Origin of the sequence: Dickeya parazeae Ech586 (assembly GCF_000025065.1) — a bacterium.
GTDB classification, from domain to species: Bacteria; Pseudomonadota; Gammaproteobacteria; order Enterobacterales; family Enterobacteriaceae; genus Dickeya; species Dickeya zeae.
On the sequence record NC_013592.1, the window covers coordinates 4,174,266 to 4,200,461 of the forward strand.

A 26,196-nucleotide genomic window follows, 5' to 3' on the forward strand; every position below is an offset into this window, starting at 1 on the left:
TCTGCTCACTACCAACGATGTGAGGAGAATGTGATAAAATAGCTTCCCGGTTTTTTCCCCAATGGTTACGCATGACATACCCCTACGACCTCAACGAACTCGCACAGCGCATTAAACTCTGGGGGCAGGAATTGGGTTTCCAGCATGTGGGGATTTGCGATACCGATTTGTCTGATGAAGAACCCCGACTTCAGGCGTGGCTCGATAAGCAGTATCACGGTGAAATGGAATGGATGGCGCGTCATGGCATGATGCGAGCCCGTCCACATGAGCTGCTGCCCGGTACGTTACGTGTCATCAGCGTGCGTATGAATTACCTGCCAGCCAAAGCCGCGTTTGCCAGCACATTGAAAAATCCACAGCTTGGTTATGTCAGCCGTTACGCGCTGGGGCGCGATTATCATAAGTTATTACGTCAACGGCTAAAAAAGCTGGGCGATCAGATTCAGGCACACTGCGGCGAATTACAGTTTCGTCCCTTTGTCGATTCAGCACCGATCATGGAACGGCCACTGGCCGCTAAAGCCGGGCTAGGTTGGGTTGGCAAGCACTCACTGATATTGAACCGGGAAGCGGGCTCGTGGTTCTTTCTGGGGGAATTGCTAATTGACCTGCCTTTGCCGGTAGATCAGCCGGTTGAAGAACAGTGTGGCAAATGCGTCGCGTGCATGACGACATGCCCGACGGGTGCCATTGTCGAGCCTTATACCGTTGATGCCCGACGCTGCATCTCCTATCTGACGATTGAACTGGAAGGCGCTATTCCTGAAGCTCTACGCCCTTTAATGGGAAATCGGATCTATGGCTGTGACGATTGTCAGTTGATTTGCCCCTGGAACCGCTTCTCGCAGCTTACCGATGAACCCGATTTCAGCCCACGCGCCGCGTTACACGCGCCGGCGTTACTGGAATTGTTTGGCTGGGATGAGGCTCGCTTCCTGCGAGTGACTGAAGGCTCGGCCATTCGACGCATCGGCCACGAACGCTGGCTACGCAATATCGCTGTCGCACTGGGCAACGCGCCTTATGAAGATAGCATTGTGCTGGCGCTGCAAAGTCGACTGGGAGAAAGTGCCTTGCTGGATGAACACATTCACTGGGCCATCAACCAACAGCTGATTCGGCGCGAGCAACACGCCCTTGACGTCCAGATGCCGCAAAAAAGGCGGCTGGTTCGTGCGATAGAGAAAGGATTACCGCGCGATGCCTGATATTTCACATTGCAATGGTTGATGATACTGAACCATTCGTCTGTGGATAATTTTAAAAAAACGTTGTCAATCAAGCATCACAAAAAGTACAAGTGATCTGGATAGCGTTTTTTATCATAAATTTTTCTTTTTATTTCAATGAATTGAAATAGTCTCTTTCTTATGATGTTTTGCTCTGGACGCACGCGGGCTGTTTTCAGGCTGTGGATAAGTCTGTTCAGAAAAGTATGAATGTATGCAGAAAAACGATATAAACAGGAAGAGACTGAGGAACTAAAAACTGGAGCGGGAAACGAGACTCGAACTCGCGACCCCGACCTTGGCAAGGTCGTGCTCTACCAACTGAGCTATTCCCGCACACGCAACGCTTAAGTATTGACGTTTTTTCTATAAACGCAAACCAGCGCGGCCAAATTTTGCACTGCTTTTATGACACTACAATTAACCTGTTGATTTAATTGCGTTTTAAAAGCTGTATCGCAAAGAGGGCAGCATTATGAACCAATCCACCCCTTCTGACAAGGGGGGAAGAAGTAATTTTATTCCGCCCCTTTCAAACCAACAGGTTACCGTCAGTAAGACCGCGAGAAATCCACTTCACCCGCCATCGACGCCCCCTGCCGAAAGCGCTGCAGGTTAGCTAAAAACAACTGCCCCAACCGGGCAGGCACCAGCGGACCAGCAACATGCGTGGTTACCGTGAGATTCGGCGTCTGCCAAAACGGGTGCGTCTGTGGCAATGGTTCCTGCCTGAAGACATCCAACACGGCTCCGGCAATGCGTTGTTGACGCAGCGCCGCACACAAATCCGCATCCACTACCGCGGTGCCACGCCCGACATTGATGAATAATGCGGAAGGCTTCATCGCGGCAAACACCCCGGAATGGTAGATATCTGTCGTCGCGGGCGTATCCGGCAGGATATTGACGACGTAATCGGCTGAGGTCACCGCCTGTTCAAGCGAGGCCAGAGCGTCCACACGTTCAAACATCGACATCTCGCGTGGTGAATGTGCAATACCACGCAACACCACACCAAAAGGCTGCAGAAAAGTCGCCACTTCCCGGCCGATATCCCCCGCGCCAACAATCAGCACCTGACGCCCGAACAGTGACCCCGGTAAAATCTTCTTCCATTCGCCGTCGCGCTGGCTCTGATAGCGTTGCGACAAATGCAGCTCATGCTGTAGCAGATACGCAATGACATATTCCGCGATCGGCTGACCAAACACACCGACAGCCCGACTTAACCGATAATCACGCGGTAACCCGGCGGCCAGCAACGGCTGATACCCCGCCCAGGTTGACTGCAGCCAGCGGGGTTTAACGCCCAACGCCAACAGGCGGGCGGCTTTATCCGGCTCGCCAACCCAAATATCGCACGTAGCGGCCTGCTCAGGCTCGCCAGAACCGATAACCAGCGGCAGCTCGGGCGCTTTACCATACAGAACGTCTCGCAGTTCCTCTGCGCGGGAATCCAACAGCAAAATGGATGTCATCGTTATCACCAGTGAACAATCATGGCATCGATGATATAGGAAATCACAATCGTGCCAAATAGCAGCGACTTATGGGTTAACGAATAAGAAATTGGAATATTAAGAAGATGGTGTATTGACTGAGACAGAAAAGAAAATTTGGAGCGGGAAACGAGACTCGAACTCGCGACCCCGACCTTGGCAAGGTCGTGCTCTACCAACTGAGCTATTCCCGCTTAGGAGGATTATTCAAAGCGCCTTGAAGCACCTAATTCTTTGTAATCTACTGATTATAAAGGCTTTAACACTTTAAGGCGTTTGGAATGGCGCTGATTATGGACCGGTTATCACACGCTGGCAAGCCTTTTTTCACGCCCCTGCTTTGTTTGCTTATAATATCGCCAACAGAACATCATGCCATCACACGGGCGTTCAAACCAACAGGGAACGATGAACAACGAGCATATATTACGTTAATGAAATAAATTGGTAGCTTTAGATATAAAATCTGATTGAGTGTGCTCTCTCATTCTGGCAAATTAAGCCGACACGGAATAAAAACGTCCACGGCTGGCACATCACACTAAAAATAATAATGTCAGTTTCAAATAGCGTTATACCCAAATATTCAGTCTACAAAGCCAGGTGCAATGTGTTTGTACCGTGCAACGGAAGTCTGATATCTGGCGGGTATATTACTCGACAACACCACAACCACTATTTCATTTTCATTCTTTTTATGCAGGCTTTTAAAAAGCCGTTTTAAAAAGCAGGTTGCTGGCTCATTTCTGGAGAGAACGCTTATGCCAGATATTAATATATTTTTATCTTCTTTGCTCGAACGGCAATTACATGACGCTGCCGAGCGTTCCCGTATCCGGGAAGCCACCATGGGCCGACAGCAATTACATCAAAAAGCCCGCGCACTGCTCGATCAACTCACCGGCATCGAAGATGATGAGCGCGCTCAGCGTGATCGTACGACGTTACCGGCTGGCGATATTCGTGAGCGGCTGGCCCGTGCCCGTCAGGCTAGCGCCTTTGTCAACGGCACAGGAGCCAACCCGTTCAGCGGGCTGACGTACCACCAATTATCGTTGATTATCTACGATGACAGCGGCGAGTTTACCCTGAATGAGCGCCGGGCAGCCTGGAGCGAAGCCTACATGCAAGATCAAACCTGGCGTCAGCACATCGTCACGCAGGCCTGCCTCAACTATTGCCACCCACACTGGCAAATACAGTTTTTCACCGCCGTACTGAAAAATTACCGTTCATTGCCCGCGATTGAAAAAGCCCAATATCCGCGTCACTACGAACGGCAATTGCAATGCCACATTCTGCCCAGTGGCGACAGAGCACACCCGTTGGATTTTTCAGCCTTGTTTGATTACCCCAGCCTGTTGGAAATGTTGCTTGCCATCAGGCAGGGCGCAGCCAGACGCGAAATCTTCGCCCCCACAGAGAACCCTATCCCTTGATCCCGGCAGCCAGCGCACGTATCGACGCCAGACGTGCAGCCGGGTCGTTCACTGGCGTATGGATAATGAACTCGCTGACACCGAAACGCTGATGGTAATGCTGCAACTGGCGATGGACCTCCTGCGAGGTACCATACAAAATGTTCTGCGCCTGTTTTTCGATACGGAACTGCGTACTGCCAGCCTGTTGCACCAGCAGGTCAGCCTGCTCCTGAGTCAGCACGTTGAGCGGCGCACGATCGTCAATATAGACCTTGTAGTTATACCGCTCGCCCGCCAGCATTTTCGCCTCATCATGGCTTTCCGCGACGATAACCGACAGCGATAACAGTGCCTGTGCATGTTCAGGCTGGTACTCACGCCAGGTGAGGAACGCCTCCGTCAGCAGGCTTTCACTGGGCTGAATGAACCCGGCAAAGACAAAATTCCAGCCCAGTGAGGCCGCCAGACGCGCACTTGCCGGGCTGGCTCCCAGCAAAAAACGTGATGGCGACGCCGGTGGCTGCGGCGTGGCGAACAACCCGGAATTCGATTGTGCCGACGTCGGCTCCAGTAATGTATGCAGTTGCCGCAGTTTATCGTCAAATGTCACCTGGCGGGCCGGGTCAATTTCCTGTTGCAGCGCACGAGTGGCAAGCGGGAATCCGCCCGGTGCCTTACCAATGCCCAGGTCGACGCGGTCTGCTGCCAGCGATGACAGCACATGGAAATTCTCTGCCACTTTATAAGGGCTGTAATGCTGTAACATCACCCCGCCAGAACCAATGCGGATGTGGCGAGTATGAGCCAGCAACCAGGCAATCAGCACTTCCGGCGATGAGCCTGCCAGTGAATCAGAATTGTGGTGTTCTGATACCCAGAAGCGAGAGTACCCCAATGTATCGGCGAGGCTGGCCAACGCTGTCGTTTGTGCCAATGCGTCAGCAGCGGTCATCCCTTGTGCAATCGGACTTTGATCTAATAAACCAATACGATAGCTCATGTATTTCCTTTTTCTGATCTGGCCTGAATTTTCTGCATATTTTCATAGCCAGAAAAAATCCATAAATAACAAAACAGCGTTTAAATAGTACAAATTCTCACTATCAGTAAATGAGAATCACAATAATCAGCGTAATGAACTATCTATTTTTACTGGGGTACTATTTGTACAGGGGCACTATTTCCACATGGCTACTTTTTCATCATGAAACTTTCCGAGAGGTATGCTTATTTTTCCGTGGCACTTATTTCATTTCCTGAATAAATAAATCACAAAACCCCCTGAGATATTTTTTTGCTTTGGCATAGTCAATTTTGTTGTTTTACATCCCGAATCCTCTCATCAATAGTATTTTCCAGACGTCCCTGACCCTCTACTCCCCCTTCACCACGCGTTTTCCTGTGTTTTATCCCAGCCAGGAAACAGGGGGCTTTTAACCAACATTTGCCGTAGGGAGCATGCCGATGAGTAAAAAAACGATTTCTGAACACCCTTCAAGCCCTGCACGACGTCAGTTGAGACTGGGGGTCATATTGCAGGGCGCAGCCGGCAATATGTCAGCCTGGCGACACCACAACGTGGTACCGGATGCCAGCATCAATTTTGGTTTCGTGCTGGATACGGTGAAAAAAGCCGAGCAAGGGAAATTCGACTTCGCTTTTGTGGCGGATGGGTTATATATCAACGAAAAATCCATCCCCCACTTTCTTAACCGCTTTGAACCGCTGACGCTGCTCTCAGCGCTAGCCGCCTCCACCCGTCACATCGGTTTGGTCGGTACGCTGTCCACCTCTTACAGCGAGCCGTTCACCACCGCACGGCAGTTCGCCAGCCTCGATCACCTGAGCAACGGCCGTGCGGGCTGGAACGTCGTGACCTCGCCACTGGAAGGGTCAGCGAAGAATTTTTCCCGCGTTTCACACCCGGAACACGCCCTGCGCTACCGCATTGCCGATGAATTTTTGCAGGTGGTGAAAGGGTTATGGGATTCCTGGGAAGATGATGCGTTTATCCGAGACAAAGCCAGCGGCCGCTTCTTCGACCCGGAAAAACTGCATACGCTGAACCATCAAGGCGAATTTTTCTCGGTCGCCGGGCCACTGAATATCGGACGCACACCACAGGGTCGTCCGATTATCTTCCAGGCCGGTGCGTCAGATGACGGCAAGAAACTGGCTGCCAGTCACGCCGATGCCATTTTCACCCACCAGCACACACTGGAGGAGGCGCAGGCGTTTTACCGCGACGTCAAACAACAGTTGGTAGAACAGGGGCGACACGAAAACCAGTTGCACATCTTTCAGGGTGTTAGCGTGCTGGTGGGCGATAGCGCGGAAGATGTGGAGCGCCAATATCAAACCACTGCCGCACTGGTCACCATCGAAGACGCGCTCAATTACCTCGGCCGTTACTTTGAACACTACGACTTCTCACAACATCCGTTGGATGCCCCTTTCCCGGATATCGGCACGCTCGGCCAGAACAGTTTTCGCAGCACCACCGACGAAATCAAACGCAATGCCCGCGAACGCGGATTAACCCTGCGTCAGGTGGCGTTGGAAGCCACGACGCCCCGCCCGCTATTCAGCGGTACGCCGCAACAGGTGGCAGATGGGTTGCAGTCGTGGTTCGAACAGTATGCCGCCGACGGTTTTATCATCCAGAGTGCCACACCGGACAACTTCACCCGATTTGTCGATCAGGTGGTGCCATTGCTGCAACAGCGCGGCTTATTCCGCCAGGAGTACCCCGGCTACACGCTGCGGGAAAGCCTGGCGCTGGAGTTTCCTGCTAACCGTTACACCGCCGCCCGTCACCTCACCGAGGAAACGACACCATGAACGCACGCGACTACGCCACACTGCTGCTGACCACACTACTGCTCAGCGCGGGTGGGCATGCCGAATCAGTGAGCGTCGGTCGAATCGACCTGAAAGCCAACCAATTACCGGTACATGCCCCCGCTAACCCACAAGCGATCGCTGCAATCCCTGCCGGGTTTACCTTTGCCGAACCCGGCACACTCACCGTGGCGATCGCCAGTCACAGTTCCCCACCGCTGGCACTGCTGGCGGACGACAATAAAACACCTATCGGCAGCGACCCGGACATCGCCCGTTTAGTTGCCGACGCACTGGGGTTAAAACTCAAACTGGTACCGACCGCCTGGGAAGACTGGCCGCTAGGCATCGCCTCTGGTCGCTATGACGCCGCTATCCTCAATATCGCGGTCACCAAAGCACGTAAGGAGAAATTCGATTTCGCCACTTATCGGGTCGATACGCTGGGTTTTTATGTCAAATCCACCAGCCGTATTCAGGCAATTCGGGGAGCGGCAGATGTGGCAGGACTCAAAGTGATCGTCGGTTCCGGCACCAATCAGGAAAACATCCTGCTGGGCTGGGATCGCCAGAATCGTGCTCAGGGCTTAGCGCCGGTACAGCCGATTTACGTTACCGACGATGCGGCGGCCAACCTGAGCATCCAGTCCGGCCGGGTGGATGTTTTTTTCGGCCCGCACTCCATCGGGGCGTATAAGGCGGCACTGACAGGACAGACAAAGATGGTGGGTATCGGCCCTACCGTGGCACCGGTTGCCGTGACCACCCGCAAGGGTAACGGACTGGCACAACCGATTAGTACCGCGCTCAATGGCGTCATCGCTGGCGGGCAATACGCGCAGGTGCTGGATCGTTGGGGTGAGAATGACGAAAAAGTCACACGCTCCGACGTCAATCCACGCGGATTGGACGAATAACTCAACTCGTCCTCCCCGCTGATAAATTTATCTTCAAGGAATACGCTATGCAGACTCTCGCCGTTCGTCCATTTTATCGTCTGGCCGCGACGCTATTTGGCGGCTGGTTACTACTCGGCAACGCACAAGCCGCCAGCATTGACCTCAACGCGAACCAACAGCCGATCCACGCGCCCAAAAACCCGCAGGCCATCGCGCAGATCCCGGCAGGATTCCGGTTCGTCGAGCCAGGAAAGCTGACCGTCGCCGTCGCGGCATTAGGCTCCTCGCCGCCGCTGGCCTTTCTGGCCGACGACAACAAAAGCCTCATCGGCAGCGAACCGGACATCGCCCGGCTGGTAGCCGATAGCCTCGGGCTGGAATTGAATCTGGTATCAACCTCATGGGAAGACTGGCCGCTGGGCGTATCCTCCGGTAAGTATGATGTCGCCATCACCAACGTGACCGTCACCAAAGCGCGTAAAGAGCGTTTTGACTTTGCCACCTACCGTACCGATACACTGGGCTTCTACGTGAAATCCAGCAGCAAGATAACCGCTATCCACAATGCCAAAGATATTGCCGGGCTGCGGATTATCGTCGGTTCCGGCACCAATCAGGAAGCCATCCTGCTTGACTGGGACAAGCAAAACCGGGCAGTCGGCTTGCCGCCGTTTCAGCCGGTCTATGTCACCGATGCGGCCGCGGCAAACCTGAGTATTCAGTCTGGTCGTGCCGACGCCACATTCGGCCCGAATGTCACCGGTGCCTATAAAGCAGCGCTGAATGGGCAGACTCGCCTGGTGGGAACCGTCAACGGCGGTTGGCCTCAGGTGGCACACATCGCGGTCACCACCCGCAAAGGTAACGGACTGGTGACCGCACTCAATACCGCGCTCAACGGTGTGATTCAGGGCGGCGAATACGACCAGGTACTGAACCGCTGGGGAGAAGGTGTGGAGCGAATCAGCCACTCGGAGATCAACCCGCTGGGTCTGGGCGATACGCCGTTGTAATCCGCATCCAGTTGCACAGGGAGAACGCTATGTCTGAGGAACATTTCATTGTCACCTACCCGGAAGATGAACGCATTGCGCCGGTGCTGGACGGTTTATTTGCTGAATACCGTCAGCGTTACGGCGACTACTTCGCTCATCAGGATCCGGAACCACAGGGGCTATATCTACCGCCGGACGGTATTTTTATCGTGTTGATGCGCGATGAGCGCCCCATCGCCACTGGCGCGTTCAAACGCTACGACGCCACCACCGCCGAGCTTAAACGCATCTGGACTGACAGAACCCTGCGACGTCAGGGACTCGCCAAACGAGTACTACTTGAACTGGAGCGCCATGCCCGTCGGCTGGGCTATCGGGATCTGTTTCTGACAACCGGTTTTCGCCAGCCGGAAGCAGTCGGGTTATACCTGAGCGAAGGTTATCAACCACAGTTCGATACTCAACTCGACCCGGAATATTACAGCCTGCCGCCGCACGATGGTCGGTTGCCGTTTCGTAAACCGCTGTATAGGCCATTGTCTGAACGGGTGGTCCAACAGGAACGGGCTATCGGGTAATAAGGACACACTGATGACACACTCAATCCCCCCCGCACTGCATCCAACGGATGCCCCTGCGACAACCTTACGCGTGGTACCGGCGCGTTACCCACTACGTATCGCTGGCACCGTGTTTTCGCTATTTATTTTCGCCGGTATTGCCGAGTCGGTGGCGCTCAACAGCCGCTGGGAATGGTCCGTGTTCGCCAACTATTTTTTTAATCCCGTCATTCTGGAAGGGCTAGGGCGTACCCTGTTGCTGACGCTGCTTGGCACCTTGTTCAGCGTGATCGTCGGTACCGGGCTGGCGTTGGCACGGCTGTCATCGTCGACCTTACTCAGTACGCTGTCCTGGCTGTATATCTGGTTATTTCGATCACTGCCACTGATTCTGGTGCTGATAATCCTCTACAACTTCTCGTACTTGTACGACACATTGGCACTGGGCATCCCTTTCACGGCAGTCGAGTTTTTCCGCTACCCCACTATTGATGTGCTAAGCCCCTTCTCTGTCGCCGTGCTGGGGCTCACACTGGTGCAATCGGCCTACACCGCCGAAATTATCCGTGGCGGTATCCTTGGTGTTGACGCCGGACAGTTCGAAGCCGCCGCCGCGCTCGGCTTACCGGGTTATCGCCGTACCTGGCGAATTATTCTGCCGCAGGCGTTGCGCTCCATTCTGCCTACCGGCTTCAACGAAATCATTAGCCTGGCCAAGGGCACCTCGGTGGTGTACGTGCTGGCACTGCCGGAACTGTTTTACACCGTGCAGGTGATTTACAACCGCACTCAGCAAGTCATTCCACTGTTGATGGTCGCGACCGTCTGGTATCTGGTGATCACCAGCGTACTGTCGGTACTGCAATATTTTGTAGAACGCTACGTCGCCCGCGGCGCAGTACGGGAAATACCGGCGCATCCGTTGCAGCGTCTTTTCCGGCACCTGACCACACTGATATTCAGAGGGAAATACCATGTCTGAAGCTATTGATCTTTATTCAATCCCACATACCGTATCAGGCACTGTAGCTGAAAAAGGTCGGATCGATATTCAGGGGGTAGGCAAATGGTTCGGTGCGCATCGGGCGCTGGATAATATTAACCTGACGCTGCCGCCCGGCTCAGTGACCGTGATAATTGGGCCGTCAGGCTCCGGCAAATCCACGCTACTGCGAACCATCAACCACCTGGAGCGGGTGGACGAGGGCACCATCCGTATCGATGGCGACTACATTGGCTATCGCCGTGAAGGCGACACACTGTACGAGCTAAAAGAACGGGAGATTCTGCGCCAGCGCATCGGCGTTGGTTATGTATTCCAGAACTTCAACCTGTTTCCACACCTGACGGTGCTGGAGAATATTATTGAAGCGCCACGAGTGCACCGACTATACCGTCGCGCCCAGGCACAGAGCGTGGCACTGGCGCTGCTGGAGCGGGTCGGGTTACGCCACAAAGCGAATGCTTATCCACGCCACCTGTCCGGCGGGCAGCAACAACGCATCGCCATTGCTCGTGCGCTGGCGCTCAACCCCAAGGTGATGCTGTTTGACGAACCCACCTCGGCGTTAGACCCGGAACTGGTGGGTGAAGTACTGGATGTCATCAAGGATCTGGCACGATCGGGCGTCACTATGGTGATCGTTACCCATGAGATTGGCTTTGCGCGCGAAGTGGCAGATCGGGTGGTGTTCATGGTGGATGGCAGAATCGTGGAAAGCGGCGACGCGTATCAGGTGCTGAACCATCCTGCCCACCCTCGCACCGCCAGCTTTTTAAATAAAGTGCTCTAAGCGATGTTTTCATTCCCCGACACCGTGCGGGGAATGAAAGTGTTACTTCAATCGTTCACGCAGTTCAGTTGACGCCTGCAACAGCGCGGCGCGGGTGGCCGGTACATTGCTTAACGCATTGAGCAGACCGAAGTCGTGGATCATGCCGTTGTAGCGCGTGACGGTGACATCTACCCCGGCCTCATCCAGCTTACGACCATAGGCTTCGCCTTCATCACGTAGTACATCCAGTTCAGCGGTTTGAATCAACGCCGGTGGCAAACCTTTCAACTGTTCACGAGTGGCCCGCAAAGGAGAAGCCAAAATATCTCGACGTTGCGCACTGTCCGTTGTGTAAGCACCCCAGAACCATTTCATCATGTTGCGGCTCAGGAAATACCCCTTCTGAAACTGCTGGTAAGAAGCGGTATTAAAATCGGCATCAGTCACTGGCCAGAACATCACCTGATAGCGAATGTGCGGCGTCCCCGCCTGTTTAGCCTGTTGCGCTACCGCTGCCACCATGTTGCCGCCCACACTGTTACCCGCCAGCGCCAGCCGTGAACCATCTACGCCGATCTCTTTACCGTGTTCCGCGACCCAGCGGGTCGCCGCATACGCCTGGTGAATCGCCACTGGATAATGCGCTTCCGGCGACGGCGAATAATTGACAAAGACTGCCGCCGCACCGGACTGTACCACCAGATCGCGCACGAAGCGTTCGTGCGTTGGGTAATCACCCAGAATCCAGCCACCGCCATGGAAGAACATGAACACCGGCAGAACCCCGGCGCTGCCAGCCGGTTTAACGATGGTCAATGGGATGTTCTGACCATCAACGGTAATGGTTTTCTGGGTGACGTCAGCCGCAGGCAGGCCCGCCCCCGCTTGTGCAGCAACCAGCACGTTGCGCGCATCTGCTGGTGACAGCTGTTCGAGCGGCTTCCCCCCACCCGCATTCAGTTTATCCAGAAACGCCTGCACATGACGTTCAGCATACGGTGCCTTGTTGTCCACCGCTGCGGCATTCCCCGCTATAGCAACCAGTAAGGCTGCGACAAGACTTTTTCTCATGATGTATTACCCTGGTGTTAAGTGAAAACATTTACTTTTTAATGAGTTATTTTTTCTTATTGCTATCTGACTCAGATAACCGTCAGTTTCACATCAATGTTGCCACGCGTTGCGTTGGAGTACGGGCAGACGATGTGTGCTTTCTGTACCAGGTCTTCCGCTACCGCACGATCCAGACCCGGCAGGGTGACTTTCAGTTCAACTTCGATGCCAAAACCGTTCGGGATGGCACCAATACCTACGCTGCCATTAATGGTGGTACCCGCCGGAATCGAGACTTTGTCACGTACGCCGACAAACTTCAGTGCACCCAGGAAGCAAGCGGAGTAACCAGCGGCAAACAGTTGTTCCGGGTTAGTGCCTTCACCACCGGCACCGCCCAGCTCGCGCGGCGTAGTCAATTTGACATCCAACTGCTGGTCAGAAGAAACCGCACGACCATCACGACCGCCGGTCGCCTGCGCATGTGCAACGTAGAGAACTTTTTCAATAGACATCATGTGACTCCTTTGAGTGGATTATATTAGCGATTTAAATCGTTAGATATTAAATCGCACACTACTTAATTGGTGGTAAAAAAACGCGTCTAATCAGCACGCGTTACATTATATCGACTCATCAAATATGCCTGATGAGGCTGGCACGCAATGTTTCCAGATCGTGCTTGATAGCACGCAACTGCTCGATATTGCATTCTGACGCGCAGAACACCCCTTCTGGTACGGCCTTCGCTTTGGTCTGCAATGCACGCCCGTCGTCGGTGAGCTCAATCAGCACCTGACGTTCATCTTGCGTGCCACGACGACGCGTAACCAGCCCAGCGGTTTGCAGACGCTTAAGCAGCGGCGTCAGCGTGGCGGAATCCAGAAACAGACGCTCGCCCAGTTCAGAAACCGTTACCCCATCGCGTTCCCACAACACCAGCATCACCAGATACTGCGGGTACGTGAGGTTAAGCTCGGTCAGCAAACGGCGATATAACTTGTTCATCGCCAGATTCGCTGAGTAGAGCGCGAAACAGAGCTGACCATCCAGCCGGAAGGCGTCATCACTCAGTATCGGTTTGGTATCGGTATCGTTTCTGTTCATGGTCGCCACTCTATATCGCTCAAAATTAAATAGCAAGCGATTTAGATTAAAGGTTAGATAAAAAAAGCGCAGCAACTGACTTGTTGCCGCGCCTGCCTGCGTTATTTATTCACTCGCAGGTCCCTGACGACGCCAGGGTCAGAATGATGTCCAATCGTCGGTGGTTTTCTCCTGCCGTGAAGCAGGGTTCGCCAGCACCGCCATCTTCCCGGCGGGCTTTTGTTCCCGACGTGCCGTCAGCGCATCAGCCACACCCGGCAGTTTGAATACCGCGACAATTTCATTCAGATGATGTGCCTGCTCTTCCAGTGAAGAGGACGTCGCCGACGACTGTTCAACCAATGCCGCGTTCTGCTGCGTTACGCTATCCATTTGCGTGATGGCGGTGCCCACCTGGGAAATCCCTTTGCTCTGCTCGCTGGAAGCCGAGGCGATTTCACCCATGATATCCGTCACGTTGGTGACTGACCTCAGAATATCGTCCATCGACTTGCTAGCCAGCGACACCTGCTCGTAACCGTTTTTGACATTCTCTACCGACTCGTCAATCAGGGTTTTGATTTCTTTCGCCGCCTGCGCACTGCGCTGAGCAAGACTTCTGACCTCGCTCGCTACCACGGCGAACCCTCGCCCGGCTTCACCGGCACGCGCGGCTTCCACCGCCGCGTTCAGCGCCAGGATGTTGGTCTGGAAGGCAATACCGTCGATCACATTGATAATGTCGGCAATTTTCTGCGAACTATGGGTAATACTTTGCATACTGTGACTGACCGACTGCACTACCTCGCCCCCGTTGTTGGCGGCGGTTGACGCGTCTCTGGCAAGCAGACTGGCCTGTTGAGCGTTATCGGCGTTCTGTTTCACTACCGCGCTCAGTTGCTCCATGCTGGCGGCAGTTTCACTGAGCGCCGCTGCCTGCTCTTCGGTCCGCGAAGACAGGTCGCTGTTACCGGCGGCGATTTCGCTGCTGCCGTGATAAATTTCGCTGGCGCTACGGCGAATATCCGCCACCGTTTTTATCCAGTTCTGCTGCATGGAATTAACGAACGGGATGAGTTGCCCCACTTCGTTACGCCCTATGTCGTCAATCGTGGTATCGAGTTGCCCATTCGACAAGATTTGCAAATGCGCTTTCACCTGCTCCAGCGGGCGTCCCATCTGAATGGCGAGATAACGATCGGTAAATACCACCACGCCTAAACCAACAATCATGGCGACTATCAGCGTCACCTGACTCCAGTACACCCAGGCGGCGATGCGCGCCTGTGCTTCGGTTTTCAGATTTTTAATAATCTGGTTGTAGTGGCTAATAGCGGTGGTGAATTTTACCCGCAACGGGTTGTATTTCTCCGTAACGAGTTTCACATAGGCATCGTGATTACCTTGTCTGGCGGCGTCCAACATCGGCACAACCGCTTCGCTAAACAGCTGGTAAGAACTATTGTAAATATCATCAATAGACGTGCTGCTGATATTGGCATGATCCGTCACCTTGAATTGCGCCAGACCATTTTTCAGGAACTCCACATCCGCGGCGGCATCATTCAGTAAATTGCGCCCCCGATCGCTGCTATTTTCTGCCGCTATCGCTTCATCCATCGACAATTTAACTTTGTAGTAACTATCGCTCGCACCATTGATAATATCGCCATTCGTTTGCTGCACATTCGTCAGGCTAATCTCATCCGTCAGGTTATTTAACGAGTACAGGGAGAAAACCCCCACCCCGCCCCATAACACAGTAAATATGGCCAGAATGGCCAGCATCATAATTTTAATCCTGATGTTACGAATTAGACTCATTTAACACCTCTAAAATGAAAAATATATCTCACGTTCTCTTATGGATTTGTATTAGACAAACAGGTTTACCTGGCATACTTTTTTTATACACTTCATACTTCAAGCTATGGATGTACTGCTGCATTAGCTGTTCCATCAGCACGACAGCTCGAATTATCTGGGCAAGGACTTTTCATCCCTGAAATAACCCGAGCCATCAGAGAACATGCTGTTAATTTGAACAACACAACCGCACTCATCGACATCATGACTGATGAAATAAGTAGACAACTCACCTGAAACCTAACGCTCGCCGGGGATACGGCAAGAATAATGTAAAGCATGAAACCTATATCGGCTTAACATTCTTTTTCTTTATTCAATCGCATTAAAATAACAAAAAGACATATTGAAAATAAAAAAACAGGTGAGGCAATAAAAAAGGCAATGCGATATTAGATTATCATGTCCTGGTTATTAGGACATTCAAAATATCTCAGTTGTTGTTCACTGAATAATTCATGATGCGAAAAAACAGGTTATGAATTGATTAAAAATAAAAACACAGAGAGTATTTTTTGTGAGGGAAATGATATTTTCTCGGGATCATTCTCCCGTTACTTACTCGGTTTTGTGATGAAAGACGATGCGTTTTACCAACCATTTCCACGTTGATTAACGCGATAAAATGACTTTTTCCCGGATTAGACCGCGCAAAGACATAAGAGAAAGGAAAGAATGGATGACAGGGTGCCGATCGTTTTTCACATTATCGTGCCTGAGCAGCCATAAGACAGCACGTTACCCATTTTTTTGATGAAACCGCGGTCTGAATACTGACAATATTACATAAACATTACTTACGACACATCACTCCACCGCGTTTATTGATATCATCCCTGAAACGCAACACGCACACCAACAAGGAGAAATTGATCGATCAAGGAGTTCGATGCGAGAGTCGCGCCACGACAGACAAAGGGTTGAGTTATCAGCTTGCTGAGTGTGAATCATTGCGAGACTCAGCCTGACCTACATCAACAACCATTCGCGATAAAACTATTAGTCTGTTCCCGCAATCGGGCCGGTGTACCGTCTGATGATAAACACAGCATATACCCTCAATATTCGGGTTTCAGGGCAACAACCTGCAACGTGAAGTATGACGGGTATACTCGTTGCCTTACTGATATTGGCTGAGGTCTGCAAGACTGGAGGCATCAATAGCGGCAGGTAGGGAAAATCAGCACTTCAAAGGAGATGGGGATGTTAGAAAAAATCAAAATAAGAAATGGGCTTTACTGCGTACTCGCCATATTCGCGCTATTGCTACTGTCTATTTGTACTTTTAGCTTGTATTCCTCCATACAAAGCAACAAGTCTATCCGCAACGTCAACGGGATTGAGGGCGAGCAGCTCGTTCCCCTTTATTTGGCCTATTCAGAAATGCTCAATGCCAGACTGGCCGGTTTCAACATCGCGCTGGCGATTGGAGACAAAAAAGATGACGCGACAATTCGGGCTGGTCTGGAGCGACTGAACGGTTACATCGCCTCCGCCAACAGCACCATGGCGGAACTGCGTCGTATCCCGGCACAAACACCGCAAGGCCAGGCGCTTCGCAATGATCTTGATGACACCTTCAATGATTATATGAACAACACCGTCGCCCCCATGCTCACGGTACTGCGAGAACGAAATCTCGAGAGCTTCTATTCCAAACTGGCCCCCAGTGCACTGGAAAAAGGCGCGGTGTTCCGTAAAAAGCTGGAGCAGTTTGTGACGTTAGCCAAAGGGGTTGGTAATGAGGAGATCACGCAGGCGGATAACTTCTATCAACGCACATTAACTATCCTTATCGCTACGCTGATAGTCGCTCTGATCTTAAGTCTGATTACCCTGAAGTTCATCCGCAACGTGGTGTTGCACCCGATGCAGAAGGTCAGAACCTATTTCGGCATGATGGAACAAGGTGTACTGACGCTGGATATTCCGCCACAGCACAATACCGAAATGGGTAGCCTGATGCTGTCACTGAAAGATATGCAGCAGGCATTTCGCAGAATCGTGTTGGATGTCAGAGAGTCGGCCAGTTCTGTCGCCGCTGGTGCAGAACAGATTTCCGCCGCCAACCGGGATTTCGCCGCCCGAACCGAAGCGCAAGCCTCCTCCGTTGAGCAAACAGCGGCCAGCATGGAACAAATCACTGCGTCCGTGCAGGAAAATACCGCCAACACCAGTAAAGCCATGGCGCTGACCAATTCTGTCGCGGCGCTGGCGGAAAAGAACGCCAGTAACTTTAGCCAGATGATCGAACGGATTCAGTATATTTCTGATAGTTCGAACAAAATCAACGATATCATCAGCATTATGGACGGCATCGCTTTCCAGACCAACATTCTGGCGCTGAACGCGGCGGTGGAAGCCGCCCGTGCGGGTGAAGCAGGTAAAGGTTTCGCGGTGGTCGCTTCGGAAGTGCGCAGTCTGGCACAACGCAGCGCCGGCTCGGCACGAGAAATCAAAGAGTTGATCGAAAAAACCGCAGATGAGATCGCTCAGGGAGAAAAAGTGGCGTCACACTCCACACAGGATATGGCGCGGCTCATGGATGAGATTAAACGTGTAAACGAATTTATGTCGGATATCTCTATCGCCTCGTCAGAGCAGGCTAAAGGTATCGAACAGGTTAACGCCGCCATCACGCAGCTTGAGCAAGCCTCCCAGCAAAACGCAGCGCTGGTTGAAGAATCCGCCTCCGCCAGCTCTTCGCTACACGAACAGGCCAGACATCTGGACGACACCATGACCTTCTTCAACCTGGACGATAACAACCCGATGGCGCTCGCCGCGCCACGTTAAGACGTTCAGGTTATCGGTCCGCCCTTTCCCAGCCCGCCGCCTCTGGCGGGCTGATTTTCCGCCACACGACGCTACCGGAAACGGATGCTCACCGCAATCAGCGCACTTGTTACACCCGACCAGCGATCTTTTACATCCCGCAGTAATACGATGAGAGTGTCCCGCAGCCCTTGCGGCACCGTCCCGCGTTATCGACGCAGGCGGGCTAACCTGTCTTCGGAGGTATGATGCTACCCAACCGTATTCACGCCGTCTCTCTGCCAACTCGCTCAGGGTTATCCTGCCTGTGTTTTTTGGGTGTGGTGCTGCTGGCAGGATGTTCACACACCACAGCGGAGCCCGACACCACCTCCATGCCTTATCGTTCAGTGCCTTATGGTAAGTGCGATAACGTCGGGACTTACCACCTGTATTTCGACCGATTCGACGAAACCGCGCAGCAGCTTGCCCACGCCACCGGCTGCGTTGTGATTACCGACACCAGCAAAACCGGCGCAATTCAGCCTCACCCGGTGGTCGGCACCCTGACTATCCGTCAGGCAGTGCAGATGGCGATTACGGGGACAACGCTTCGAATAACACATCAGGATGGGAATAGCATCACGGTAGAGTGAGCAAAAGCCGAAGAGCGCGGTCAGACTCGAGGCATAGCAACCGTCGGCATTGAAGAGGTTGATATATCTGGTGTCTGGTGCCGGCATCGCAGGCACCAGAGTTATCAGACAATCGACCATCAGAATGATGATGTCATAGAATGGGTTAGAATGACTGTAACGCGCCTATCTTACCCTGCTGCCAGTTGGTCTCAGACTGGCGTAACGCCTGACTGATATCCGCCAGCCGGTTGGACGGCAGCGTTTTTGGCAGCAAATCCAGCCCCACGGTTGAGAGGATTTGACCATAGCTGTTACGCAATTCGGCGTAAGCCAGATCCTGACGCAAGTTGGCGTTCAGGGCATTGAGTTCCCCCTGAATCAGTTGCAGTTCGCCGATACTGTTCGCCTTGTAACGGTTTCTGAGTTGCTCGGCAATCTGACCATCGAGATCGCGCAGTTCAACACTGGTTTTATACTGACGCACCGCTTCGTTGAAGTTAGCCCGGGCGATGTACAGCTGTGCCATGATAGCCAGCGACATGGCCTGACGCTGCACTTCCGACACGCTTTCATTCGCCTGTGCCGTTTTATACGCCGCAGGGCCTGACAGCAGATTAAACAGGTTCCAGGTCACCTTTACGCCCACGTCCGCCCAGCTTTGGTTCACCATAAAAGAGTTGCTGTCGTAGTGACCACCGGCGCTGACCTCCAGCCCCGGCAGCATGCGCAACAATGACTTGCGGGTTTCAGCGGCATGAATACGCACCTGATAATCCTGCTCTTTCAGTTCCGGGCGGCTCAGCAGTGCCGTCTGCTCCAGAGTATTGAAATCGACATTCAGTTGCGGCACTGGCATCTCACGATTATCCGGCAGTGCCAGCGTATACGGGGTATCCAGCGGCAGGTTCATCAATGTCGCCAGTTCGGTCTTCGCCAATGACAACGCACGGCGTTGCTCTTCCAGTTGGCGCACAGCATCAATCAACGCACGGCGATAACTGAGCGCTTCAACCGGGTCGCCCACTTGCTGCGTACTCATGTGTTCGCTGGCTTCGCGCGCCTGATTCACCCTATCGATCAGGCTGTCGATACGGCCCAGCAGCCGCTCAGCCGCTACCGCACGCCAGTACGCGGAACGCACATCCTGAATGATGGTGTGGACGACCTTGCGTTTGCGTTCATCAGCAATCCAGCGTTGGTCGGCTCTCTGTTTGGCGTTGACATAACTGACACCGAAATCCAGCACGTTCCAGACCATCGTCAGGTCGGCGACGTCACGGTTTTGGTCAAGCGAGGTGGAAGGCTCCAGTGATTGCCGCCCGGTTTGAATACTGCGGCTGCTGGATGCGCTGGTGTTGCTGCGACCAACATAGCCTGCCGACATCGCCATCTGCGGCAACATGTCATAGCGCGCCAGCTCCAGTTGCTGTTGCGATAACGCCTGCTCCATCACTTTCAGCCGGGCTTCCAGGTTATATTTAAGCGCTCTGGCCATCGCATCGTACAGTGTGATCGGTGCCGTCACCGGCTCCTGTTTACTGAACATCGCGACCTTATCCTGTCGAATACGCTGCTCGCCCTGCTCCTTCGAAATGGGCTGGCTGGTAACGGCACAACCGCTCATTGCCACCACGATGAGGCTAAGACTGAAAAGTTTGCGACCCTTTAACACGATTCCACTCCTGACCCTTGTTGTTATTGTCATAAACACCTTACCCCGAGGTCACCGTTACCCTTGTTGTTGTTCGTAGGTGATTTGGCCGATATCGAGCAATGCCTGCTCAATCGCCGCCAGCCGCTGCTGCGTATCGTTCCCAATGTGTTGTAACTGCTGTTCCAGACCGGGAGCAAACTGCAGCGCGACACCGCCTGATGGCATCGTCACCCGACCGGTATTGGCGCTGCTGGTATTGATGTCGCGCCAGCTACCGCCAGAGAACACCGCCATCGGCGACAGAGAAGGCAAACTCATTCCTGAGAACACACCCGCCAGCGAAGAACTCCCCCCCAACGCGCCGCCGGTATTGAAGCTGGGGAATGACCCCAGCGAACTTTCAAACAGACTGGCACTGCTGGAAACGGCACCCTGAACAAACGCACTGGCTATCTGGCTGGCCGGTACGTTACTGACTTGAGGCGCGCGTTGAGCAGACTGAAAGATGGTTGACGCTGCGGTAGCGTTATCCGCCGTGCTACCCGCATTCAGCGCACCGAGCGATGTCGGGCCGAACAGCGCACCTAGCGTGATCGGTGCGGCTGGCGCCACCGTCACAACCGGCACGGGCGTAGCCGTTGGCGGCGCGCTCGTGCCGCCATTGATTCTGAATTCCGGATCGCCGTTATCCACAGTGCTGCCGGTAACGACCAGCCCAAAAGTGGTGCTGACCGAGGCGTTGCTGCCGTCGGTCGCCGTCACCCGAATAGTCAGATTGCCCACATCGCCATTGCCCGGCGTACCGGAGAAGGTGCGGGTGGCCGGGTTGAAGCTCAGCCAGCCCGGCAGTGCCGAGCCGTCCGCCTGTGTCGCACTCAGCGTCAGCGTGTCGCCGGTATCCGGGTCGGTAAAGACGCCTGCCGGGACAGTAAAGCTGAAACCGCCGTTTTGTGCCGCCGTTTGGCCACCCAATGAGCCGGATACCACCGGTGCATCATTCACGTTGGTGACGACCAGCCCGAAAGTGGTGCTGACCGAGGCGTTGCTGCCATCGGTCGCCGTCACCCGGATGGTCAGATTACCGACATCGCCATTGCCCGGCGTACCGGAGAAGGTTCGGGTAGCTGGGTTGAAGCTCAGCCAGCCGGGCAGTGCCGAGCCATCCGCCCGTGTTGCGCTCAATGTCAGCGTGTCGCCGGTATCCGGGTCGGTAAAGGTCCCCCCAGGAACAGTGAAGTTGAAGCTGCCATTTTGTGCGATGGACTGATCGGTCACCGGGGTGGACACCACCGGCGGGAGATTACTGTTATTCACCGTCAGCCCGAAGGTGGTGCTGACCGATGCATTACTGCTGTCCGTCGCGGTTATCCGAATCGTCAGGTTGCCGACATCACTGTGACCCGGCGTGCCAGAGAAGGTACGGGTGGACGGGTTAAAGCTCAGCCAGGTCGGCAGTGCCGAGCCATCCGACTGTGTCGCGCTCAACGTCAAGGTATCGCCGCTATCCACATCGACAAAGGTACCGCCAGGTACGGTGAAACTGAACGCCGTATCTTTGGTGGCGCTTTGGATACTGACCGGGCTCCCCACGGTCGGGGCGTCATTCACGCTGGTGACCACCAACGATGCCTGCGCACTATTGGTGGAAAACGCACTGCTGCCGCCAGTAGTCGAGGTATCCGCCAGGCCTTTGCTGCTCCCTGCCGTCGCGCTACCACTGGTGTGATCCCACGCGCGGAAACTCAGGGTTGCGGTTTCACCATTGGCGCTATCCGGCACATAACGAACCTGCGCCGTCGCCCCCAACAGCAATGCCGATGAGCCTGATACCGTTCCGATAGAAAACCAGTTCGCGCCACTATCCGTGGAATACTGCCAGCCACCGTTCCCTGCCGTCGCCGTAATCGCAATGCCGCTGGATGCCCCGCTGTCCACATCCCCATAGCCCGCATTGCTGAGCAACGACGAGACAGTAGTAGCAGACGATGTCATATCTTCCGTCGTGGATGTCAGGGTGACCGTCACGCCGCTGGATAACGTTGGCGCATCGTTAACTGGTGTTACGTTGAGGGTCATCGTCCCGGTATTGCCGGACAACGCCGTGCCATCACTGACTTTCCAGGTAAAGGAGGTATAACCTGTGCCGTTGGCATTCGCGGTCGGGCGGAAGGTCAGTTTGCCGATATCGGCCGCACTGACCACCGATCCATTACCCAGTAAGGTATCGCCGCCGCCACGCACACCGTCGTTGTTCGCGTCAATAAACAACTCGCCAGCGCTCGGCCCGGTAACGATGGTAATCGATTGCAGCGTGTCGCCGCTGTCGACATCGCTGAAACCAAAATCAGCGGCGCTAAAGGTCTGGGCGCTATCCTCATTGAGGGTTTTACTGACCGATGTATTGCTGATGACCGGCGCATCGTTAACCGGCGTTACGTTGAGGGTCATCGTCCCGGTATTGCCGGACAACACCGTGCCATCGCTGACCTTCCAGGTAAAGGAGGCATAACCCGTGCCGTTGGCGTTCGCGGTCGGGCGGAAGGTCAGTTTGCCGATGTTGGCCGCACTAACCACCGCACCATCGCCAAGCAACGTGTCACCGCTATCGCGAACACCGTCACTGTTGGCGTCAATAAACAGCTCACCGGCAGTCGGTGCAGTGACGATAGTAATGGATTGCAGGGTATCGCCACTGTCCACATCACTGAAACCAAAATCGGCAGCGCTAAAGGTCTGGGCAGTGTCCTCATTGAAGGTTTTGCTCACCGACGTATTGCTGATGACCGGTGCGTCATTGACCGGCGTGATACTCAGCACCGCCTGATTACTACCGCTACTGTTGAGCGAGCCGTCATTAAAGGTCCAGTTAAGCGTCACGCTGGACGGTGGATTATTAGAACTGTTGTTATACGTCAGGGATTGCAGCACCGCACTGACTATCGCCGACGTCGCATTGCTATTGAACGTCAGCGTCAACGAGCCGGAAGAATTCGTTGTAACACTGCCCACCACCGTACCGTTGTACGTGAAGTTCTGCCCTTGAGTCAGCGATCCCAACAACCCGCTATTGCCAAAGGAGTCGTCTGTGTTAGCCCCGCCGTTACGGGCAATTGAGATAGAGGCACCGCTATAGTTGCCCTGCCCGCTGTTAAGCGCGTCGAGTTCGGTATCGGCAACGGTGACATTGTTATCCATCACCACCGCACTGCCTTTTTCAGTAAAGGTCGCGCCACCATTCAGGTTGCTGAATACGGGGGCGGTGTTGGTGGTTGAGGTTATCGACGAACTGTTGATCGCTGTCAGGCCGCCTGATGTGGCGCGCAGCGCCAGCGTATTGGAACTGCCGCTGTTGGTGTACTGAATAATGAGCCCCGTGTAGGTGGCGATACCGCCAGACGGCGTTAATGTTACCGTCGTAGCGCTGGCATCATGATCGCCAGAGGTGACCGTCAGGCTATTGACGGTACCATCGACAACACTGTCGTTAGGGTCGGTCACCGAGAGCACGATATTGGTGGTGTAATCCTGGTCCACCATACCATTCGCATCGACCGCCTGAACGACCGGTACAGTGGTAAAACTGGCGCTTTGTCCGTTCTGAATCGTTGTAGGGACGGGCTGGGTGGAAAAAACCAGTCGCGTCGCTACCACATCCGGATCGATCGATGCGGATGTGGCGCTGACCAGGCTAGCGGATGCCGCCGTCAGCACGAAGTTAGCGTCAGCATCGCTGGCCGAGGTGTACTTCACACCGCTAAAGGTAGCAATACCGTTTGAGGCGGTCACCTGAGTGGTGCCAGTCAGCGAGCCACTGCCATTTTCGCTTAGCGTTACCGAGCTATTGAAATCGGTGTCAATATTGCCGCGATCGTCAACAGCAATCACCACCGGCTGAGTAGTGAAATTAATACCACTGACCACTGAGGTGGATGGCGACTGACTATAAATCAGCTTGGTTGCTGCCACATCAATGCTGGCACCGCTGCCGTTGGTCACGCTGCTCTGGGCACCCACAAAGGTGGAGCTTCCCGACCCGGTGGTCACGTTACTGGCATTGATTGACAGTACCACCGTGTGGTGATCGGTGATGTCATTACTGCTGGTGTTGTCGTTGTAATACGCCTTAATGGTGTAGGTTTCGCTACCGCCATCAGCAACCGACACATTAAGCCCGGAAAAGGTGACTCTACCCGTACTGCTGTCGTACGTGCCCACGACGTTAGTGGCATCGGGGCCGTTGAGCAGGAAGGTCATATGACTCAATTCTGATGATGTCGCGCTTCCACTGACGTTGGCGTATAACGCGCTGACGGTCGTGGCTACCCCGTCCGACGCACCGGTGTCCGTAATCGTGAAATCCATCAGTGACGTCGCGCTCCCCACTGACGTCGCGGTGGTAGAAAATGTTGTCGCCTCGCTGGCAGCACCTGCGGTTAGCGTAGAGGTCGAGTCTTTTGGCGCAGCAGTTTTAACATCGGTGATAATGATGTTTTGAAAAAGGCCATAGTCTTCCGAGGTAAATACCACCGACGTCACATCATTCAGCGTTGTTAAGCCACTGTAGGTATGAAATGCATCCGCGCCAGGAGAAAGAGAGAAAGAACTGGTGACGCCATCTTTAACATAATAAATCGTCAGGGTACCGGTTCGAAGTTGGGTTTCGAATCCCGTCACATCAAAGGTATAGCCACTTTGCACCGAGATCTCGAAATCCATACCACTGCCGCCATTACGGTCAGACAGCGCATAAATCCCCGGGCCGATCCCACCACCGGAAGTCTGATAATTAGGGTTCGTATCTTCCTGAATATCGAGATAACTCGCGTTCTTTCCTGTGATCGTCGAGCCTGCTTTAAACGTGAAACTCGCCCCGTCGACAGTGCGCACGAACATGTTATTATTATTCGCATCGCTATCTTCTTGCGAATCTACGACAAATGTCACCGTTGAGAGCAAGTGCGAGTAATGGGATACACTCAGGGAATTGGCCTGAATATCGCCCACTGAGGTTTCGAGTACCCAGTCGCCGCCTAGCGCAGCAGCACCGGTGTTATCGTTGGAAGCCGCAATGTCAGCGCCTGTCGTATCATGCAGCAATTGCAGAAACGCGCCGCTACCCGTGGCACCGATATCACATCCGTACAGCAACAGATCCCCATCCTCCGTCAACGCGGAACCCAGCGTCGCCAAATCAGCGGAGCGTGACGCTGCCGTCGTCGTATTTAACGTCAGCGTCCCCAGCGAAACCTGCCCTTCACTGCCATGACTGATGATATGAATCGCATCATAACCGTGGTGGGTTTGTGCCCACTCTGCCATCTGGGTCAGTCCGTCTTTGCTACTATCCAGCAATACCACTTCCGTTCCGGCAGGCACCTGGTCAACCAAGGTCTGGTAATCCGCCACTGAGGTATCGATAAACACCACTTCTTTGTGGGCGGTTGCCCCCGTCGCTACTGCTGCCACATCGTGGCTATCCGCCGTGGCGCTCTGCGTGCTGGTATGTTGAGAAGAGGTATCGGATTGATCGGTTGTGCCATCAGCGTGGCTATTGTCGGACTGAGTCGCCGTATCAGCCGAGGCGGTTTGCGTGGTTGTTGTTTGCGAGGTCGTTGTTTGCGTTTCTGTGGTTTGCTCGGCCGTAGCGACAATCGCACCATCAAATAACATACGGGCTTCCAGTGCATACCCTATCGGTATGTCGGAAACCGGTTCAACAGAGCAAGCCGGATGGCTGCTTTTCTTACGAAACAGATGACGCCATAACATAAAAACACCCCGACACCAGAAATAACTGCTCACAAAAAGGTGATAATGAAAAAACCGTTAAATAATAAAAAGATAACCATTTAAATCGGGAATGACAGTTTGGATTTACAAGGAGGATGTCATTGATATCCTCCTTGCAAGCAAGGCATTTTTT

18 protein-coding genes and 2 tRNA genes are annotated in these 26,196 nt (G+C 53.7%); 10 read left to right on the top strand and 10 right to left on the bottom strand.

Going from position 1 to position 26,196, the window contains the following annotated elements; all coding sequences use genetic code 11:
- Window positions 1–71 precede the first annotated feature (71 nt).
- A complete protein-coding gene (gene queG / locus DD586_RS18135; protein WP_012886278.1) occupies window positions 72–1,211 on the top strand; it encodes a tRNA epoxyqueuosine(34) reductase QueG in 1,140 nt (379 codons plus the stop codon).
- Window positions 1,212–1,492: 281 nt separating this feature from the next.
- Here the strand turns inward: queG and DD586_RS18140 are convergent.
- The 3 genes from DD586_RS18140 to DD586_RS18150 form a co-directional block, all read right to left on the bottom strand.
- Window positions 1,493–1,568 (bottom strand) — tRNA-Gly (locus tag DD586_RS18140).
- A 215-nt stretch (window positions 1,569–1,783) separates the two neighbouring features.
- Window positions 1,784–2,710 (bottom strand): D-2-hydroxyacid dehydrogenase, encoded by a 927-nt coding sequence (locus DD586_RS18145; RefSeq protein WP_012886279.1) that lies wholly within the window; start codon window positions 2,708–2,710, stop codon window positions 1,784–1,786.
- 139 nt (window positions 2,711–2,849) lie between these two features.
- A tRNA-Gly gene (locus tag DD586_RS18150) sits at window positions 2,850–2,925 on the bottom strand.
- Between the two features lie 567 nt (window positions 2,926–3,492).
- On the opposite strand from DD586_RS18150, the gene DD586_RS18155 reads away from it, so the two are divergent.
- Window positions 3,493–4,170 (top strand): hypothetical protein, encoded by a 678-nt coding sequence (locus tag DD586_RS18155; protein ID WP_012886280.1) that lies wholly within the window; start codon window positions 3,493–3,495, stop codon window positions 4,168–4,170.
- Here the strand turns inward: DD586_RS18155 and DD586_RS18160 are convergent.
- Window positions 4,160–5,152: an LLM class flavin-dependent oxidoreductase gene (locus DD586_RS18160; RefSeq protein WP_012886281.1), complete on the bottom strand. Its 993-nt coding sequence runs from the start codon at window positions 5,150–5,152 to the stop codon at window positions 4,160–4,162. The genes DD586_RS18155 and DD586_RS18160 overlap by 11 nt on opposite strands.
- Window positions 5,153–5,616: 464 nt before the next feature.
- Between DD586_RS18160 and DD586_RS18165 the strand changes: the two genes are divergently transcribed.
- Genes DD586_RS18165 through DD586_RS18190 form a run of 6 tightly spaced genes read left to right on the top strand, consistent with a single transcriptional unit; the run spans window position 5,617 to window position 11,240 of the window.
- Entirely contained in the window at window positions 5,617–6,993 is a 1,377-nt protein-coding gene (locus DD586_RS18165; protein WP_012886282.1) for an LLM class flavin-dependent oxidoreductase, read from the top strand.
- Window positions 6,990–7,910 (top strand): transporter substrate-binding domain-containing protein, encoded by a 921-nt coding sequence (locus DD586_RS18170; protein WP_012886283.1) that lies wholly within the window; start codon window positions 6,990–6,992, stop codon window positions 7,908–7,910. Before DD586_RS18165 ends, DD586_RS18170 begins: the two co-directional genes overlap by 4 nt.
- Window positions 7,911–7,957: 47 nt before the next feature.
- The gene (locus DD586_RS18175; protein WP_012886284.1) at window positions 7,958–8,905 is read left to right on the top strand and encodes an ABC transporter substrate-binding protein; all 948 of its coding nucleotides are present in this window, start codon (window positions 7,958–7,960) and stop codon (window positions 8,903–8,905) included.
- A 29-nt stretch (window positions 8,906–8,934) separates the two neighbouring features.
- A complete protein-coding gene (locus DD586_RS18180) occupies window positions 8,935–9,465 on the top strand; it encodes a GNAT family N-acetyltransferase (protein ID WP_012886285.1) in 531 nt (176 codons plus the stop codon).
- A gap of 13 nt (window positions 9,466–9,478) precedes the next feature.
- Complete coding sequence (locus DD586_RS18185) at window positions 9,479–10,429, top strand: amino acid ABC transporter permease (protein WP_012886286.1); 951 nt, start codon at window positions 9,479–9,481, stop codon at window positions 10,427–10,429.
- A complete protein-coding gene (locus DD586_RS18190) occupies window positions 10,422–11,240 on the top strand; it encodes an amino acid ABC transporter ATP-binding protein (RefSeq protein WP_012886287.1) in 819 nt (272 codons plus the stop codon). Before DD586_RS18185 ends, DD586_RS18190 begins: the two co-directional genes overlap by 8 nt.
- 42 nt (window positions 11,241–11,282) lie before the next feature.
- On the opposite strand, the gene DD586_RS18195 is transcribed toward DD586_RS18190, so the two are convergent.
- The 4 genes from DD586_RS18195 to DD586_RS18210 all read right to left on the bottom strand — a co-directional run bounded on the left by DD586_RS18195 (window position 11,283) and on the right by DD586_RS18210 (window position 15,185).
- Window positions 11,283–12,293 (bottom strand): alpha/beta hydrolase, encoded by a 1,011-nt coding sequence (locus tag DD586_RS18195; RefSeq protein ID WP_012886288.1) that lies wholly within the window; start codon window positions 12,291–12,293, stop codon window positions 11,283–11,285.
- Window positions 12,294–12,364: 71 nt separating this feature from the next.
- Window positions 12,365–12,790, bottom strand: coding sequence for an organic hydroperoxide resistance protein (locus tag DD586_RS18200; protein WP_012886289.1), 426 nt, complete (start codon window positions 12,788–12,790; stop codon window positions 12,365–12,367).
- A 121-nt stretch (window positions 12,791–12,911) separates the two neighbouring features.
- Complete coding sequence (locus DD586_RS18205) at window positions 12,912–13,382, bottom strand: MarR family winged helix-turn-helix transcriptional regulator (protein WP_012886290.1); 471 nt, start codon at window positions 13,380–13,382, stop codon at window positions 12,912–12,914.
- Window positions 13,383–13,520: 138 nt separating this feature from the next.
- Window positions 13,521–15,185: a methyl-accepting chemotaxis protein gene (locus DD586_RS18210; protein WP_012886291.1), complete on the bottom strand. Its 1,665-nt coding sequence runs from the start codon at window positions 15,183–15,185 to the stop codon at window positions 13,521–13,523.
- A 1,245-nt stretch (window positions 15,186–16,430) separates the two neighbouring features.
- On the opposite strand from DD586_RS18210, the gene DD586_RS18215 reads away from it, so the two are divergent.
- The gene (locus DD586_RS18215) at window positions 16,431–18,023 is read left to right on the top strand and encodes a methyl-accepting chemotaxis protein (protein WP_012886292.1); all 1,593 of its coding nucleotides are present in this window, start codon (window positions 16,431–16,433) and stop codon (window positions 18,021–18,023) included.
- A 224-nt stretch (window positions 18,024–18,247) separates the two neighbouring features.
- Window positions 18,248–18,637 carry a hypothetical protein gene (locus DD586_RS18220; protein ID WP_095522544.1) on the top strand — a complete coding sequence of 130 codons (390 nt, stop codon included), beginning with the start codon at window positions 18,248–18,250 and terminating at the stop codon, window positions 18,635–18,637.
- A 145-nt stretch (window positions 18,638–18,782) separates the two neighbouring features.
- Here DD586_RS18220 and DD586_RS18225 read toward each other — a convergent pair whose 3' ends face one another.
- Window positions 18,783–20,291, bottom strand: a complete 1,509-nt coding sequence (locus DD586_RS18225; RefSeq protein ID WP_012886294.1) for a TolC family protein — start codon at window positions 20,289–20,291, stop codon at window positions 18,783–18,785.
- A gap of 57 nt (window positions 20,292–20,348) precedes the next feature.
- Window positions 20,349–26,042, bottom strand: coding sequence for a putative Ig domain-containing protein (locus DD586_RS18230; protein ID WP_012886295.1), 5,694 nt, complete (start codon window positions 26,040–26,042; stop codon window positions 20,349–20,351).
- Between the last annotated feature and the right edge of the window lie 154 nt (window positions 26,043–26,196).

What these genes read in the sequence shown, in the direction of transcription:
- DD586_RS18230 (WP_012886295.1), bottom strand. Translation starts at nt 26,042, where the DNA reads ATGTTATGGCGTCATCTGTTTCGTAAGAAAAGCAGCCATCCGGCTTGC.
- DD586_RS18205 (WP_012886290.1), bottom strand. Translation starts at nt 13,382, where the DNA reads ATGAACAGAAACGATACCGATACCAAACCGATACTGAGTGATGACGCC.
- DD586_RS18145 (WP_012886279.1), bottom strand. Translation starts at nt 2,710, where the DNA reads ATGACATCCATTTTGCTGTTGGATTCCCGCGCAGAGGAACTGCGAGAC.
- DD586_RS18170 (WP_012886283.1), top strand. Translation starts at nt 6,990, where the DNA reads ATGAACGCACGCGACTACGCCACACTGCTGCTGACCACACTACTGCTC.
- DD586_RS18220 (WP_095522544.1), top strand. Translation starts at nt 18,248, where the DNA reads ATGATGCTACCCAACCGTATTCACGCCGTCTCTCTGCCAACTCGCTCA.
- DD586_RS18165 (WP_012886282.1), top strand. Translation starts at nt 5,617, where the DNA reads ATGAGTAAAAAAACGATTTCTGAACACCCTTCAAGCCCTGCACGACGT.
- queG (WP_012886278.1), top strand. Translation starts at nt 72, where the DNA reads ATGACATACCCCTACGACCTCAACGAACTCGCACAGCGCATTAAACTC.
- DD586_RS18200 (WP_012886289.1), bottom strand. Translation starts at nt 12,790, where the DNA reads ATGTCTATTGAAAAAGTTCTCTACGTTGCACATGCGCAGGCGACCGGC.
- DD586_RS18185 (WP_012886286.1), top strand. Translation starts at nt 9,479, where the DNA reads ATGACACACTCAATCCCCCCCGCACTGCATCCAACGGATGCCCCTGCG.
- DD586_RS18175 (WP_012886284.1), top strand. Translation starts at nt 7,958, where the DNA reads ATGCAGACTCTCGCCGTTCGTCCATTTTATCGTCTGGCCGCGACGCTA.
- DD586_RS18195 (WP_012886288.1), bottom strand. Translation starts at nt 12,293, where the DNA reads ATGAGAAAAAGTCTTGTCGCAGCCTTACTGGTTGCTATAGCGGGGAAT.
- DD586_RS18180 (WP_012886285.1), top strand. Translation starts at nt 8,935, where the DNA reads ATGTCTGAGGAACATTTCATTGTCACCTACCCGGAAGATGAACGCATT.
- DD586_RS18210 (WP_012886291.1), bottom strand. Translation starts at nt 15,185, where the DNA reads ATGAGTCTAATTCGTAACATCAGGATTAAAATTATGATGCTGGCCATT.
- DD586_RS18215 (WP_012886292.1), top strand. Translation starts at nt 16,431, where the DNA reads ATGTTAGAAAAAATCAAAATAAGAAATGGGCTTTACTGCGTACTCGCC.
- DD586_RS18190 (WP_012886287.1), top strand. Translation starts at nt 10,422, where the DNA reads ATGTCTGAAGCTATTGATCTTTATTCAATCCCACATACCGTATCAGGC.
- DD586_RS18155 (WP_012886280.1), top strand. Translation starts at nt 3,493, where the DNA reads ATGCCAGATATTAATATATTTTTATCTTCTTTGCTCGAACGGCAATTA.
- DD586_RS18160 (WP_012886281.1), bottom strand. Translation starts at nt 5,152, where the DNA reads ATGAGCTATCGTATTGGTTTATTAGATCAAAGTCCGATTGCACAAGGG.